Here is a 14,833-nt window from a genome sequence, read left to right as displayed (position 1 = left end):
TGTTTCCACTTTCCAGAGAGGCGCTTTAATTCTGTGCTCCGTAGAGCTGTATGAACTGTTTGACTGCTGTTTGGGCAGCCAGTTCCAAGTCTTTTGCCGATGCCTGCGCGGTGCCGCCCAGAAGCATGCGGATGTGCTGATCGCGAACGACCAGCCCGTAAAGTGTGCTGTAGGCTTCCTGCGGGCCTTCGCAGTGCAGGTAGCCAAGTGTGCATCCTTTTTCCAGCAATGCTGTGGTCTGTCTGCCAATGCGGGCGCGGCCACTCTTTTCGAGGATGGCGCCAAGACCGGTTTCAGATTTGCTGGCTTGCCCGATGGCAAGTCTGTTCAGGGCCAGAGAAACGTCGCCGGAGATGGTCTCCAGCAGATTTCTGGCAAATTCTTCTAATGCGGCACGCAGGCCGTCTTCGCTCATGTTTGCGGCTGGATCAGCACCCGGAATAACCTTGGAGGCCTGACGGGTTACGATTGCAGCCAGCAATCCATCGCGATCTCCAAACCACTTGTAGAGGCTCTCTTTTGAGCACCCCGCAGCGCGAGCGATGGCAGCTGTTGTCAGCGCCTTTTCGCCGCCTTCCACCAGCAGCTCCAGCGCTTTGTCCAGTACCGCACGCTGGCGGTCTGTAAAGTCTGGTTGTTCTGGCTCAGTGGACATATGCGGTTCTAATTCCAGCGGTTTGGCTTGTTTGATTTTCTGTACCGTACGGTACGGTTCGGTTATGCCGTAGAATCGAAATGGATGCAACAGGAAAGTGAGGGAAAATACAGTGTGGGCGCAATAAAATTAGGTGTCTTAAGGTGAGTTTGATTTGATCCTTTCTCATTACACAAAAAAATGCCCCGAAGGTCTGTGCTCCTCCGGGGCATTACTGATCTGAACCAAAGTCAGTTCAGTTGGGGGCTCTTAAATTATGCATGTGCCGTATTTGAGCTGGCAGATGCATTGTTGTTCTGATCCATGCCACGATCCACTTTCCAGGGGCGGTACATTTCCAGTGCGATCATGACGACGACGAGGGCAGCTGCGGTGATGAGACCGAGCATCCAGAAGGGCAGGGATGGGAACAGATCCGCGTAGGTGATCTTGCCAAGGCTGCCCATGTCCAGCACGCCATCAATGAGGGATTTGTTGTAGCCGTAAAACGCTGCACCCATGATGCCGCCGATGATGGTGAGCCATGCATCTTTGTAGCCGCGGCCAATCTGGGCGAAGACTGTACCTGGGCACGCGCCTGCGATGGCTATGCCTGCGCCGAGGATGGTGCCGCCGACGATGATGTTGCCAACAACAAAGCTTTTCGGGTGCAGCTCTGCAAGGCCGAGTGCAGTCAGGCCAGAGAGGACGACCAGACCAGTTGCTGTTGCTGCGAGGAACATTTTAAGCATGGTGTAGTCTTTGAAGAGGAACTGGCCGATGAGCACGCCGGGTTCCATGACACGGGACTTTTCCAGTGCGACGCCGAAGATGATGCCCATGGTGAGGCCGAGGATAACAAGCCAGAAAATTTCCATATGACCTCTCCTTAGGATGCGCGTTTGTAAAGAAGGTTGGCGGTGACGATGCCACCTGCGAACATGGCTGCAACAGCAACGCTGGAGCCAACGCTGAGCTGTGCAAGGCCGGAGATGCCGTGGCCTGATGTGCAGCCGCCTGCGATGCGAGCGCCAACCAGCAGAACGAAGCCACCGATGAAGCCTTGCAGGAGACGAACAACCGGGGCTGAACTTGCACCGATGGTCTTCCAGCTTGAAGAGGAGAAGCTGGCTTGACGGCCACTTGCTTTGTAGGAGATCAGCGCCCCCAGAGCGATGCCGATCACCAATGCGCTTTGCCAGAAGTACTTGTCCTTGGACATGTACTTGGCGAAATACTTGATCTCCGTGATGCTGGAATCAAAGAGCGAGAAGATGAAGCCGGTGCCGGTGACGAAAGAGGATGATGCTCCCAGTGCGGTATCAACCAACAAGAAAGCCGGGATTTGCAGGAGCCCAATGATTATGCCCGCCAGGTAGGGGGACCAAACGTTTTGCCTGAGAAGATCCAATTGATTGCCCTCCGATCTCTCCTTAATTTAGTATATTAATATATACTAATAAACTAATATACAAGAGAGATTTGTAGGGGAAGTGTGATTTAGATGAGCTGAATGAATTTGTTCTTCCAGCAAGATCATCCAGATATAACGCAATAGTTTCATTAGCGTTGGTTAGGTTACCTGTTGTTTATTGGATGAACATCCATCTGCATTTCAAATATATGAAATATGGAATTCATAGTCCTACTATTGGTTATTGTGAGACCAGCGTTTTCCTTCAGGATGTAGTTGCTTTGCATTCGGGAGGGATGATGTCTTTATTTGAGTATAAAGGGAATGACGCGCGACAGCTCATGTCTGATGCTTTGGACTTGATGCTTTATAGTTATCACGGGCTGGATGATGCGCTTGGGAGTGCGTATCAAGCCAACGGGTTCTCGCTGGGAACACTGGTCGGAACTCTTTGGGGAACTGAAGATCAGGCCGGATTGTTGAGCGGGGAGAGTGAACAAGCGGCACGTGACAGGATTGAGGAGAAGGGATGGACGGTCCTTTCTGCTGCTGATCTTGGCTATGATGGTGCAATCGTTGATCACAACGGGACGTTTCAGGGGGAGACGTTCAAGTTCAAAGATGCTCAGGCAGACGTGCTGGCCAAGTATGATGATCAAGGCAACATCACGCAGGTTGCGCTGGCGTTTCGTGGAACGACGGGGACATTGGACAACATTGTTACCGACACGATTGGGGATGTGATCGACTATCTTGAGTTCTTCAAGGATGAACCGCATTACGTTGAAGAAGCGTTCGGCGGGCTGCTTGCTGCGCTGAAGGATTTCATGGTTGGGCATGGACTGGATGGCAGCGATCTGGTTGTGACAGGCCATTCGCTGGGTGGCGGTGCTGTTGCCAACATGGCAGAGCGCAGCAATGACTGGCTGGATGGCTTCTTTGTGGGTGCCAACTACATGGCATTTGCCAGCCATTATACGCCGGAGGATGGTGCGGCTGTTCTAGACAGCGGGGCTGAGCTTTTCAGCTTTGATCTGGAAAATGATCCGGTGCCCTCGACGATCTCGTCTGATGGTCTGGATTTGACGGGTAACGATACGGACTACGGCTACGACACCAGCAATATCGTCATTTTCAATGATTGGTATGATACACCGCTGTTTTGGGATGGGGGCGGTTTGCTCAACCTGCCGAGCTGGTCGGCGCATCTGCCTTTCAACTACAGCACGGCATTCAATGCGATCAACGCCTCCGCGTTCTATAGCGAGATGAACCGGGACAGCGTGGTGATTATCTCCGGGCTTTCTGATCAGAAGCGTGATGATACGTGGGTTGAGGATATTCCAATTCTGCTGGACCCAACCGGTCACCATGGACAGGATGCCTACATCCTCGGATCAACCTCCAATGACCTGCTGCGCGGGAATGATGGTGATGATGCGCTGGAAGGGTTTGCTGGTGATGATCATCTGCGCGGGGAAGACGGCAATGACCGGCTGCTTGGTGGTTCCGGAGATGACATTCTGGAAGGTGGAGATGGTAACGATGTTCTGCGAGATGGTACGGGCCGTGACTTTCTTGTTGGGGGAGACGGTGCCGACACGTTTTGTTTCGCGGATGATGGTGTGAAGGATGTGATTGATGACTTCGATGTTGGCGAGGACACTATTGATCTTTCCGCAGCTGGTGTGAGCTCCTTTTCAGAGCTGGACATCGATGAGACTGTTTTGGGAGGATGGATCACCATATCCTATGGCAATGATGTGCTGGAGGTGGATACGGGATGGTTGTTCACTCATAGCCTGAGCGCTGAAGACTTTGTCTTTGCGTAGCTGTTGATTGGCTTCTCTCGCTGAAGAAGGTGAGGGGAGCCTAACTTGCGTTTTCTATGGCGCGTGTTTGTGCCCGGTAGGCACGTTCGTTCTTCAGCAACTGAGGAGCATTGAGAGTGCTGATCGGGACGGATTTGTCCTTCGGGATATCCTCTGTCACCTGTAACGAGAGATAGCGGAGACAACACACGCGCAGGAAGCTGGTGAAGTTGCCCAGGTCATGCCCTGCTTCGATGGATTCATTGTGTAGACGTGTCAGAAGCTGGCCAACGGACATGTCATCGCGCTTAGCGATCTCTTCAAGGATGGTCCAGAAATAGGTTTCCAGCCGTACGCTGGTGACCATACGGTCAATGCGAAGGGAGCGTGTTGTGCTCTCCCACAGGTCAGTATCTGCTTTGATGAAAAGCTCACACATGGTCCCCTCCGCAATTGTCTAGTGCTGCTTCTTAAGCATAAGCAGGCTGGTTCAGCAGAGCAAGGAACTGCTTGAGCCATGCTGGATGAGCAGGCCATGCTGGCGCTGTTACAAGATTACCGTCGGTGACTGCGTCAGCCACGTCGATGTCAGCGAATTTGCCGCCAGACACGGTGACCTCTGGTGCGCAGGCCGGATAAGCGGAGCAGGTTCTGCCCTCTAGCACGCCAGCAGCAGAGAGAAGCTGAGCACCGTGGCAGATGGCTGCGACCGGTTTGTTCTCTTTGAAGAAGTGACGCACCATCTCCAGAACGGCTGGGTTCAGGCGCAGATATTCTGGTGCACGGCCACCGGGAATAACGAGTGCGTCATAATCTGCCGGGTTGATGGCGTCAAAGCTGGCGTTGAGTGTGAAATTGTGACCACGTTTTTCGGTGTAGGTCTGGTCACCTTCAAAGTCATGGATGGATGTTGCGACGGTATCGCCTGCCTTTTTATCTGGGCAAACGGCGTGAACATCATGACCAACGGCGCCTAAGGTCTGAAACGGCACCATGGTTTCGTAATCCTCGGTGAAGTCACCGGTGATCATAAGCACTTTTTTGGCAGACATGTTTCCCTCCCAGATGTGGCTGCGAGGGAAACGTAGCAAGGGATGAGGCTGAGCGGGTAATAGCGTATTACTACATAGCTCAGCCTAATCTCGAAGGCTTAGTCGACTTCGTTCGTTGAGAGGGAAATCCAACGTTTCAGCTGTGGCAGATCAGAGCCTGCTGCTGTGCGGTCGTTTTCCTGCAATGTTGTGGTGCCGAACTGGAAGAATGCGCCAAAACGGAACTCATGAATGACCGGTTCGTCGGATTCATCACCTTTGATCTGGAAGTCATGGCCGCTGTAGGAAGCGCTGAGACCAACTGGCAGAGCAGTGAAGCTTTGCTTGAACTCGGCACCCCAGCTGAAGATGTTCACTTCACCGTTGCGTGCTTCGCGCGGGTTCGGGTGATTGTAGCGATCACCACTGACGTAAGACAGAGAGCCGGTCAACTTGGTGTTTGGTGTGAAGTAGTAGCTTGCGCCACCACGGGCAAACAGGCCGTTGTCGATGGTCTCGTTCTGGTCGTCATCACCATCAAGGAAGCCTGCCTGACTGAACAGGGTGATGTCCTGAAGGTAATACTGGCCTTCAACGCCGATGAACTGGAAGGTTTTGGTGGAGGTGTCGTCTCCGCCGTCAACGGTTACACCCCCGCCGCCAAAGACACCGAATAGGCCTTGCTGTGGGTCTTTGTAAGCGAAGTGGACTGCTCCCAGACCGTCGCGGAGGGTGTTGTCACCGTCCTTGGTGTCGAACTGGTAGTATTCGAGATCTCCATCTACCTGCAGGCTGAACTGCTGGAAGAGTGGCAGAGCGTAAGATCCATAGAAGCCAAGGGTGTTTGGTTCCTGATCTTTCGTGTCGATCTGATCAGCCTCAAAGAAAGAGCGGCCAACGTTGACGCCGACAAAACCGCCTGCGTTAAGCTCTCGTGGAGCTTCTGTTTGGTGGTTGGCTTCTTGTGCACTGAGTGGATGTGCGGCAAGAGCCATGGGGATAGCCAGGAGGTATAAAGAGCGCATGTTTCTATTATTCTTGATGGGGTGTCCTTAGGGAATGTCCAACCTAGCAGAAATCCGTATCCTTACAATTTTCTGGCAATAAACTATTAGTTATCTCTACGAGTGTTGCTGATCTGCACGGTGGGTATGGGGGCACTTATTTCCATCATTTCATGGGCTTGATGTGGTTTTTGTCGATAATTCCAGCCGATGCGCCTGTGTACCAATTACACTGCTTAGGTAGTCTTGAGGATTTACTTGCAACTTATGCGGATGCGAGATTTAGTTTAAAGGTCGCCAAATTCTTCCATGCTTTGCAATCAGCGTTGACTTTAAGGTGCTTTGTACATCTTGGAGTGGATCAGGCATGACGACATTTTGGGAACAGCAAACCGCCTCAAAGGAAGGGCTGGCCAAGCAAATCGCGCAGTTGAGGCAGCGGGGCGTACATTCGGTTATCACGCAGGTGCCAGATATGAACGGGCTTTTGCGGTGCCGGCTTCAGCCTCTGGATGGGTTGGAGAAGGGGTGTTCCACCAACTCCTCGCTCTATCTTATTCCTCACGGAGACGGGCAGCCTGCTGGTGAGCAGATCTACGAGTCTCCGCACGTCTGGTATCACACCGGCTTTGGCAATTTGCACAGTCTGGCAGATGGCAACACGCTGTTTCAGCTGGGGTGGCGATCTGAGGTCTCGGAGGTTCTGCTGAATTGTTATGAGCGGGATGGTGCGCGCTTTTCATTGGACTTGCGGCGTCCATTGGAGATGCTGGAAGAAAAGCTTGCCGAGCTGAAACTCACCATGAAGATTGGAATGGAGTTTGAGCTAGGGATCTTTCATTTTGACCGGGCATTGGTTGAAGCGGGGCACCACCACAAGCTCAAGCCGTTTGGTCATTCCTTGCAATATGACTCAGTCAACCGTGATCCGGACTACATGGACCTGATGGAAGCGTTTCGTGCGCGTATGGGCTCGCTTGGCATTGGGGTTTCCTCAATGGAGAGTGAGATTGGTTGGGGCATGTATGAGATTGCCTTGTCGCCGACTTCACCACTGCAGGCTGCTGACAATGCAGTACGAGCACGTCATCACCTGAAAGAGCTGTGCCGGGAGCATGATCTGATTGCGACCTTCATGGCGCGTTATCAGCCAATGGGGCAGGATTCTGCGTGCGGAACCCACGTGCACATCAGCCTCTATGACGAGATGGGGCACAATGTGTTTTATGATCGGGAGGCGGTGCTGAGTGAGCGGGGGAGGTTCTTTGTGGCCGGACTTCTGGCGCAGATGCAGTCATCTCATCTGGCGTTTCGGCCAACGATCAATTCTTACCGCCGGCTTTCCCGATTTACTGGTTGCCCTGAAGAAGTGTGTTGGGGAGATGAGCACCGCGTGAGTGCGGTGCGCGTGATTTCCAGTCCTGACCCGCAAGCGGTCCGCTCGGAGCATCGGTGTCCGGGGGCTGACACTCATCCGTATATCATCGTGCCTTTGATTGCTGCCGCTGGGCTGCAAGGTCTTCATAAGGGGGAGGAGCCACCGGCAATGCTGATTGGTGATCCGGGGAAGGATGAAAGCTTGGAGAAGTTGCCGCGATCATTAGAAGCGTCACTGGAGCTTTTCCGGGAGAGTGAATTTGTGAAGGAGGCCTTGGGGGCGTCGCTGGCGGATCAGTATGCACGTAGCCGGGAGAATGAGCTGAAGGCGTTCAAGGCATGGATTGAGAAGGACATCACCAGCTTTGAGTTTCTGCGGTATTTTGAAGGGGTTTGAATTCAGCAGCTACATACAAAAAAGCCTGCTGTAACGGATCACAGCAGGCTTTTCTTTGAAACGGGATAATTCTTAGAGTTCTGTCGGCTCACCAAGGGCGTGGCGGAAGCGGCGAACGCTTTGAGTGAAACCGTGTTCCAGAGCGTCAGCGGTGAAGCCGTGGCCAATAGAGACCTCTGAGATGTATGGCACGCGCTCAATTAGAGCAGGCAGGTTCTCAACGGTGAGATCGTGACCTGCATTGACCAGAAGGCCTGCTGCTCTTGCCGCTTCTGCGGTGGCAACGACTTTTTCCAGCTCGACCTTCTCGGCTTCCTTGTCAGAATGACAGGCTCCATAAGGGCCGGTGTAAATCTCGATACGCTCAGCGCCTGCTTCAGCTGCAAGAGCTGGCTGGCTTGGTTCCGGATCCACGAAAAGTGATGTGCGCACGCCCCAGGACTTCGCAGTGCTGATGGCTTCTTTCAGGAGATCCATGTTCTGGGAGAAATCCCAGCCATGGTCGGAGGTCTGCTGGGACGGGTCGTCCGGTACAAACAGAACCTGCGTCGGGCGGGTTTGCTCCACCAACTCCATGAAACGCTCATCCGGATAGCCTTCGAGGCACAGCTCTTTGCCATGCAGCTCCTCACGTAGCATTTTGGAAATGTCTTCAACATCTGTGCGGCGAATATGGCGTTCATCCGGGCGTGGGTGCACGGTGATGCCTTTGGCACCTGCATTGAGGGCGAGGGCTGCCAAATGCGTCACGCTTGGCCACGGAACGTCGCGGCGATTTCGCAGAACTGCTACAGCGTTTACGTTGACGGATAAGCGGCTAGGCGTCTTCATGGAGCATACTCTTTTTTGAGTCAGGGCATGTCGCCTTTATACGCCATGCTCTGACTTTTTTATTCTTCACGTACCCTTATCCGAGAACCGGTTCCCACCTGTCGGGGATACGCTCTAGATTATCAAAATAAAACGGCGTCTTCACAGACTTGCAAAAGACGCCGCTCAATATCAATAGGACAAAATTGTCCTCTAACTGTTAAATTTCATCCTGCAAGTCTTTAAGACCTTGGGACCCACGTGAAAGTGCGGCAACGCCCGTACGTGAAACCTCAACAAGACCCAGTGGTGTCAGGATTTCGATGAACTGATCGATTTTATTGGTGCGGCCTGTGATCTCGAAAACGAAGTGATCAATGGTTGCATCAATGACAGTTGCCCTGAAAGCTTCTGACAGACGCAAGGCCTCCAGACGTTTTTCTCCTTCACCACGCACCTTGATCAGCGCCAGCTCTCGCTCAAGCGGCTTTTCCTGATTGGAGTTGCGTGCTGCAACGGTCAGATCCCGGACGATATGCACCGGTACGAGACGATCCAGCTGGTGACGGATCTGCTCGATGATCTGAGGAGTACCTGTGGTCACAATCGTGATACGGGAAACGTGCTTCTCGTGCTCCGTTTCAGAAACACTGAGACTGTCAATGTTGTAGCCACGGCCAGAGTACAGACCAATCACGCGGGCAAGAACACCCGGTTCATTGTCTACAATGATTGATAGGGTATGTGTTTCGAGGACATCGCTGGTTTCGGCTAGGAAATAAGCCGATAGAGCGTCTGTTTTCTGTGCGTTCATAATGGTTCTCCCAGCTTACCTATACCAATGACTTGCCAGCGGTGTCGATGGCGTTTGCAACGGCTTCATCAGTTGCTTCATCTGGCAACAACATTTCGTTGTGGGCTTTGCCTGATGGGATCATTGGGAAGCAGTTGGTCAGCTGAGCGACGCAGCAATCAAACAGAACCGGGCCAGGTGTTTCAATCATTTCCTGAATGGCATCATCCAATTCACTCGGTTTGGTGACACGAATGCCTTTGCCGCCATAGGCTTCTGCCAGTTTTACGAAGTCAGGCAGGCTGTCCGTGTAGGAGTGGGAGAGGCGGTTGCCGTGCAGCAGCTGCTGCCACTGGCGAACCATACCCATGTAGGAGTTGTTCAAAATGAACGTTTTAGGCGCCAGACCATGCTGAACAGCTGTCGACATTTCCTGAATGTTCATCAGGATGGAAGCATCGCCTGCAACGTTGATGCACAGCCCGTCTGGATGAGCAACCTGTGCGCCAATAGCTGCTGGCAGGCCATACCCCATTGTGCCGAAACCACCTGAAGTCAGCCAGTGGTTTGGAGATTCAAAGCCAAGGTACTGCGCCGCCCACATCTGGTGCTGTCCAACCTCGGTGGAGATGTAAACATCCTTGCGGCCTTTGATAGCTGCGTTCAGACGCTGCAATGCGTACTGAGGCATGATGACATCATCGCTGTGGCGGTAAGACAAGCAATCGCGTGCGCGCCACTTGGCGATCTGTGTCTGCCATTCCTTCAGCTCTGGCTGAGAGCGGAAGCTGGAAGCGCGCCAGATGCGAACCATGTCTTCCAGAACGTGAGCCACATCGCCAACAATCGGTAGGTCAACATGAACGATCTTGTTGATGGAGGATGGATCGATGTCCACGTGAATCTTGGTGGAGTTCGGTGAGAAGGCGTCCAGGCGGCCCGTGATGCGGTCATCAAAGCGTGCACCGATACAGATCATCAGATCACAATCGTGCATAGCCATGTTGGCTTCATAGGTGCCGTGCATGCCCAGCATACCGAGCCACTGCTCACCGGATGCCGGATAAGCGCCCAGACCCATCAGGGTGGATGTGATCGGAAAGCCTGTCTGGTCTACCAGCTCACGCAGCAGCTGGCTTGCAGCCGCGCCAGAGTTGATGACACCGCCGCCTGTATAGAACACAGGGCGTTTGGCTTTTGACATCAGCTCAACAGCTGCGCGAATGGCAGTCATGTCGCCTTTCAGCTGCGGGCGATAGCTTTTGTGGTTGCTCGGGTTTGCCTGCGGGCCTTCATAGGTGCCGGTGGCAAACTGAACATCCTTTGGAATATCGACAACAACAGGGCCTGGACGACCAGACTGTGCAACATAAAACGCTTCATGGAGAATGCGAGGCAGATCATCAACGTCCTTCACCAGCCAGTTGTGCTTGGTGCACGGGCGGGTGATGCCAACGGTATCACACTCCTGGAACGCATCAGACCCAACGAGGTTGGTTGGGACCTGACCGGTGATGCAGACCATAGGGATGGAGTCGAGCATGGCGTCTGTCAGGGCAGTCACCATGTTGGTTGCGCCCGGACCAGAGGTCACCAGAGCAATGCCGGCTTTTCCGGTAGAGCGCGCATAGCCTTCAGCAGCATGGCCTGCGCCTTGCTCGTGACGGACAAGGATGTGCTGGATCGCATCCTGCTGGATCAGCTCATCATAAATGGGTAGAACTGCACCACCAGGGTATCCAAATACATGTTCCACCCCGTTGTCCTTCAGCGCCTGGAGAACCATTTCAGCGCCTGTCATCTCCCGTTGCATCATCAAGTCCTTGTTGCCTGTATCTGCTCGTTTTGCCTGATTGAAGGGTGTGCAATCAATCCGACTGTTTGTTTTGCAGGGGTGCTCTTTTAAACATCGCTGCGAATTAGCCATAAAAAAAGGAGCCGTTTGGCTCCTTGTGCGCGTCTAACCGTTCCGAGTGAGCTAGCTCACTCCGGCGACGCGCGTCCCACCACGATAAGAAGAATTGAAGTTTGCATTCTGGTATTGGGAGCCTCAGGGCTCCACTCTCCCTTAACATAATTCCAACCGTGTAAGAGATTACCGCGCTTCACCATTGAATCGCTCAGGTAAACTCTGAAATTCGGGGTGAGATTAGGCTTAGATACGTAAAAGCGTCAAGTGGCTTCTTCTTAATGTTGCGCCGCAAAGACCTCTCGTTTCCTTGAGTTATCTGCAATAGTCAGCGTGCTTTGCAGAAGTTGCGTGGCGAAAAGTCCTACTCGCTCTGTTTGTATTGGCTTTTCCAGGCGCAATTGTTGCACTTGAGTGAACCCGCAGAAATACGGGATTTTGCAGTGCGATGCCGGCGAGGCCACTTTAGCTGCAGTGCACGCCGCTGACTGCTAAGGAGAGCTGGGGTGGCCCGTAGTTGGTTGTTTGATGAAAAATTTGCGTTGGACTAATTGATAAGAGGTCAGTCTTGTGAAATTTGCGGTGTTTTTTCGCGTTTCGCACTTCTGAATTGTGTTTGTGCTGCGAAAATTCGTAGATTTGCATAGGTTAGTCTGGGATAAGTTTACTTTACACAAGACATTTTTGAAAAGTTGCACCTAGGGCCTTGCGCTCTTGCTAAAGGCTTTATATACACCCGCCATCGCTTCGGCGGGAAACGTTTTGGGTGTATAGCTCAGTTGGTAGAGCAGCTGACTCTTAATCAGCCGGTCTAGGGTTCGAATCCCTATGCACCCACCAACAAACGTCTCGTGTTTAGTGAGCCCGTAGCTCAGCTGGTAGAGCAACTGACTTTTAATCAGTAGGTCCACGGTTCGAACCCGTGCGGGCTCACCATTTAACCTCATGGTATATAAAGAGGTTTAGCAAAGCTCCCTCCCGGGAGCTTTTTGCTTTTGTGCCTTGTGTCAACACTATGTAAGCAAATGAGAGCGTTTGAAAGCACGATTTCACCCCTCTCAGCTCCTGCAAGTACCCTTTCAAATTAATTCTGGAAAAGCTGTTAATGTCGTCACTGGTCGTCAATACGCAGGCTTCCCATAAAGTTAGAGCGCTGAAAAGCCGTCAGAGAACTGTTGCTTGTCGTCAGAGCGCAATTTTAGTGCTTTTGATAAAGGGCATATCTGCTTCAAGCGAACATCAAAAAGGCCTGAGAAGCATCACGCTTCCCAAGCCAGAATATTCCGTGAGAGGCAAAACCCCTCTTCATTTCGTATTTTTAGTCTTTGGAGACTTCCAGCGTGCAAGGTTCAAGCAGCTCGGAAATCTTCTCGCTACTTCCCTGCACATCTTCAATGTGATTGCGCACAGTATCAAACAGCGTCAGCAACGCTTCATATTCCTGTGTGTGCTCCATGCGTTCGCTCAGAACCACACTCATGGAATAAACTAGATTTTTGAGGTGGTTGGCTGTGAGGTGAAGCTGATCCACTTCATTGCGAAGGGAAGTATGGGCACATTTCTCTTTACCAGTATCAGTCATTACGAAGCCCTCTTCGTTGGCTTGTTGAACAAACCACTCGACAGAGAGCTTTCGACAACCCACTGGCGAGCGGGAGGTTCGAAACCTGACGAAGACAGGCGGGTTTATTCCCCCGCAAAGGGTATTGTATTCACCGCCCTCCCGCCCATAAGCGAGAGTTGCGTTTGGAAAGCTAACTCCAGACACAAAAAAACCGCCAATAAACGGATGCGGTTACCGCTTCGTAGAGGTTTCGACGCCTCAAGATGAACATGCGATGATTGGAACAAGGTGTCAATGCAAGGAAACTGAATTCCTCCACAAACCCATAGGATTAGTGGGGCGAAAATGTGAGAACAACAACATGAACATAAACATCAAGCCCTCGCGAAAACCACATAGTCGCTTGCACCGTGGTCTCGAACTACCCGTAGGCAGGCAAAGGCCTAGGAAGGACCCGTGAAATCTTGAAGAAGAAGAGATTGGATCATATCCAGCCTAACGAGCATTTGCCGCTCTTTAGGATAGCTAAAGTCAATGCCTGTTTTTACTGAAAAGGCCTAACAGCTTCATGAAGTAAAGAAGTTATGAGCCCTGCAATTCAGAATGAGCTAAAATTCGACCATCGGACTTTCCCATTATGAGCTGAATCGCGCTCACCTGTAGACTTCTACAATAGCTCTTATTGGCGATCTGCAATTACTCATGACCAATTGCAGACATTCGTGAATATCGCTAGCTGCGGCCACAGTTGAAACTCTGCAACTAACAGTATGGTGTGTTGACAACCAGGGCGATGTTCAGGGTACGTGATGAAGTGTACGCCCTCAACGCATTTTAAGGAACCTTGGCCATGACAGGATTGCTGGATCACGGGAGCCTCAAGTTCCTTGACTTGCTCAGTCCAAAGGTCGAGGCCGCTTTTGCAGCTGTCGAGCAGTGCCACACCTATCAGGACGGCCGCACGATCTTCTCGACTGGCGATGAGGGTGATCGCCTGCTCATTGTGCGTACAGGGGCAGTTAGAATGGGGCTTTTCAGCCCCAGTGGTCGGGAAACAATTCTTGCGGTGCTTGGCGAGGGCCACTTCATTGGCATCATAGGCGTGCTGACCGGCCGCAAGCGGACGCAAAATGCTACAGCAGTTGGTAAAACGACAATTGGTTATGTTCACAAAGCTGATTTTCTGACGCTAATGGACGTTCATCCCGAGATCGCCCGCGCAGCTTTGCCAGCGACGTTAAGCCGATTGAATGTGGCGCTGAACATGCTTGACGATCTGCGTTTGCTGCCTTTGCCCGCTTATACAGCGGTGTTCTTGCAGAATATGCTCGAAGCTTCAGAAGTGCCAGGGATGCTCAACTGGAACCAGTCTGAGTTGGCTATTGCTGTGGGCACCTCACGTGTTTCTATGGGTAAAGCGCTCAAACAGCTGGAAAAAAATGGCCTGATCGTGCTGAAGTATGGCGCAATTGCCGTGCCGGATGAACAAGCCCTGTCAGACTGGATTGATGCCGCCAGAGCCGAGCATTTGTCTCTCTGAGGTCTGCTCGCTCATGCCGTGTGCACAAATCTGAGTAAATAGCCAGATTGCTAAGTTCTTAGCATTCTTTGCTCTGCCGACTACGTACAATCCCTCTGTAATTTTATCCCATTGATATTCAAGTGTCAGCATTTGGCCGCTGTCATCTGAATATCAGAGCGTCGTCTGGCGAGTGACTGGGGAGAGAAATCTTTAGCGACTACGCCTAGGGGGCATTCTATGCATGCGGTCAAACACATCTGCGAGCGCGCCAGAGATAGCCTTTTAGGGCGTTGGTTCAAAGCTCAGACTCAGTCCTCCGCGAGTTGCCATTAAACGCAAGACCCCCTGTTTGCATCTCTGCTCCGCTGGTTGGTGGTGTGGATGCCGGTGACTGCGGGAGTATTCTCCGCTGGATTAAGTGCACGAGCATAAATCATCCTCACTTTCTCACCTCTCGGCATGCTGTATTCAGGGCCAAATATGGACCATTCCTTCAATACTGAAGATTGAAGTTCTCTGATTTTCGCAGTCCAACGACCACATTACAAATACTTAAAATCCGAGGAA

The 14,833-nt window shown here is 52.1% G+C and carries 13 protein-coding genes and 2 tRNA genes; 5 read left to right on the top strand and 10 right to left on the bottom strand.

Features of this window, described 5'->3' with window-relative positions; all coding sequences use genetic code 11:
- Positions 1–25: 25 nt before the first annotated feature.
- The 3 genes from PsAD13_RS21690 to PsAD13_RS21680 all read right to left on the bottom strand — a co-directional run bounded on the left by PsAD13_RS21690 (position 26) and on the right by PsAD13_RS21680 (position 2,045).
- Positions 26–655, bottom strand: coding sequence for a TetR/AcrR family transcriptional regulator (locus tag PsAD13_RS21690; RefSeq protein ID WP_063319449.1), 630 nt, complete (start codon positions 653–655; stop codon positions 26–28).
- Positions 656–909: 254 nt separating this feature from the next.
- Positions 910–1,512 (bottom strand): YeeE/YedE thiosulfate transporter family protein, encoded by a 603-nt coding sequence (locus PsAD13_RS21685; RefSeq protein ID WP_063319448.1) that lies wholly within the window; start codon positions 1,510–1,512, stop codon positions 910–912.
- An 11-nt stretch (positions 1,513–1,523) separates the two neighbouring features.
- The gene (locus PsAD13_RS21680; protein WP_063319447.1) at positions 1,524–2,045 is read right to left on the bottom strand and encodes a YeeE/YedE thiosulfate transporter family protein; all 522 of its coding nucleotides are present in this window, start codon (positions 2,043–2,045) and stop codon (positions 1,524–1,526) included.
- Between the two features lie 302 nt (positions 2,046–2,347).
- On the opposite strand from PsAD13_RS21680, the gene PsAD13_RS28520 reads away from it, so the two are divergent.
- Positions 2,348–3,880: a triacylglycerol lipase gene (locus tag PsAD13_RS28520; RefSeq protein WP_275496813.1), complete on the top strand. Its 1,533-nt coding sequence runs from the start codon at positions 2,348–2,350 to the stop codon at positions 3,878–3,880.
- Positions 3,881–3,920: 40 nt separating this feature from the next.
- Here the strand turns inward: PsAD13_RS28520 and PsAD13_RS21670 are convergent, their stop codons facing one another.
- The 3 genes from PsAD13_RS21670 to PsAD13_RS21660 all read right to left on the bottom strand — a co-directional run bounded on the left by PsAD13_RS21670 (position 3,921) and on the right by PsAD13_RS21660 (position 5,885).
- Entirely contained in the window at positions 3,921–4,298 is a 378-nt protein-coding gene (locus PsAD13_RS21670) for a ribbon-helix-helix domain-containing protein (RefSeq protein ID WP_063289897.1), read from the bottom strand.
- Positions 4,299–4,329: 31 nt separating this feature from the next.
- Complete coding sequence (locus tag PsAD13_RS21665) at positions 4,330–4,911, bottom strand: DJ-1/PfpI family protein (protein WP_063319445.1); 582 nt, start codon at positions 4,909–4,911, stop codon at positions 4,330–4,332.
- Between the two features lie 98 nt (positions 4,912–5,009).
- Positions 5,010–5,885, bottom strand: coding sequence for a hypothetical protein (locus PsAD13_RS21660; RefSeq protein ID WP_208986863.1), 876 nt, complete (start codon positions 5,883–5,885; stop codon positions 5,010–5,012).
- A 376-nt stretch (positions 5,886–6,261) separates the two neighbouring features.
- Here PsAD13_RS21660 and PsAD13_RS21650 point away from each other — a divergent pair, with 376 nt between their 5' ends.
- Entirely contained in the window at positions 6,262–7,668 is a 1,407-nt protein-coding gene (locus PsAD13_RS21650) for a glutamine synthetase family protein (RefSeq protein ID WP_063319442.1), read from the top strand.
- A gap of 72 nt (positions 7,669–7,740) precedes the next feature.
- On the opposite strand, the gene PsAD13_RS21645 is transcribed toward PsAD13_RS21650, so the two are convergent.
- From PsAD13_RS21645 to PsAD13_RS21635, 3 genes are all read right to left on the bottom strand, one after another.
- Complete coding sequence (locus tag PsAD13_RS21645) at positions 7,741–8,499, bottom strand: pyridoxine 5'-phosphate synthase (RefSeq protein WP_063319441.1); 759 nt, start codon at positions 8,497–8,499, stop codon at positions 7,741–7,743.
- A gap of 199 nt (positions 8,500–8,698) precedes the next feature.
- Entirely contained in the window at positions 8,699–9,292 is a 594-nt protein-coding gene (gene ilvN, locus PsAD13_RS21640) for an acetolactate synthase small subunit (protein WP_057465780.1), read from the bottom strand.
- Between the two features lie 19 nt (positions 9,293–9,311).
- Entirely contained in the window at positions 9,312–11,084 is a 1,773-nt protein-coding gene (locus tag PsAD13_RS21635; RefSeq protein ID WP_063319614.1) for an acetolactate synthase 3 large subunit, read from the bottom strand.
- An 860-nt stretch (positions 11,085–11,944) separates the two neighbouring features.
- Between PsAD13_RS21635 and PsAD13_RS21630 the strand changes: the two genes are divergently transcribed.
- A tRNA-Lys gene (locus PsAD13_RS21630) sits at positions 11,945–12,020 on the top strand.
- Positions 12,021–12,040: 20 nt separating this feature from the next.
- A tRNA-Lys gene (locus tag PsAD13_RS21625) sits at positions 12,041–12,116 on the top strand.
- 382 nt (positions 12,117–12,498) lie between these two features.
- On the opposite strand, the gene PsAD13_RS21620 is transcribed toward PsAD13_RS21625, so the two are convergent.
- Positions 12,499–12,762: a hypothetical protein gene (locus PsAD13_RS21620; protein WP_063319440.1), complete on the bottom strand. Its 264-nt coding sequence runs from the start codon at positions 12,760–12,762 to the stop codon at positions 12,499–12,501.
- A gap of 832 nt (positions 12,763–13,594) precedes the next feature.
- Here PsAD13_RS21620 and PsAD13_RS21615 point away from each other — a divergent pair.
- Positions 13,595–14,284, top strand: a complete 690-nt coding sequence (locus tag PsAD13_RS21615; protein WP_063319439.1) for a Crp/Fnr family transcriptional regulator — start codon at positions 13,595–13,597, stop codon at positions 14,282–14,284.
- Positions 14,285–14,833 lie beyond the last annotated feature (549 nt).

Source organism: Pseudovibrio sp. Ad13 (assembly GCF_001623225.1).
Taxonomy (GTDB): Bacteria; Pseudomonadota; Alphaproteobacteria; order Rhizobiales; family Stappiaceae; genus Pseudovibrio.
This window is presented reverse-complemented; position numbering and strand designations above follow the sequence as displayed.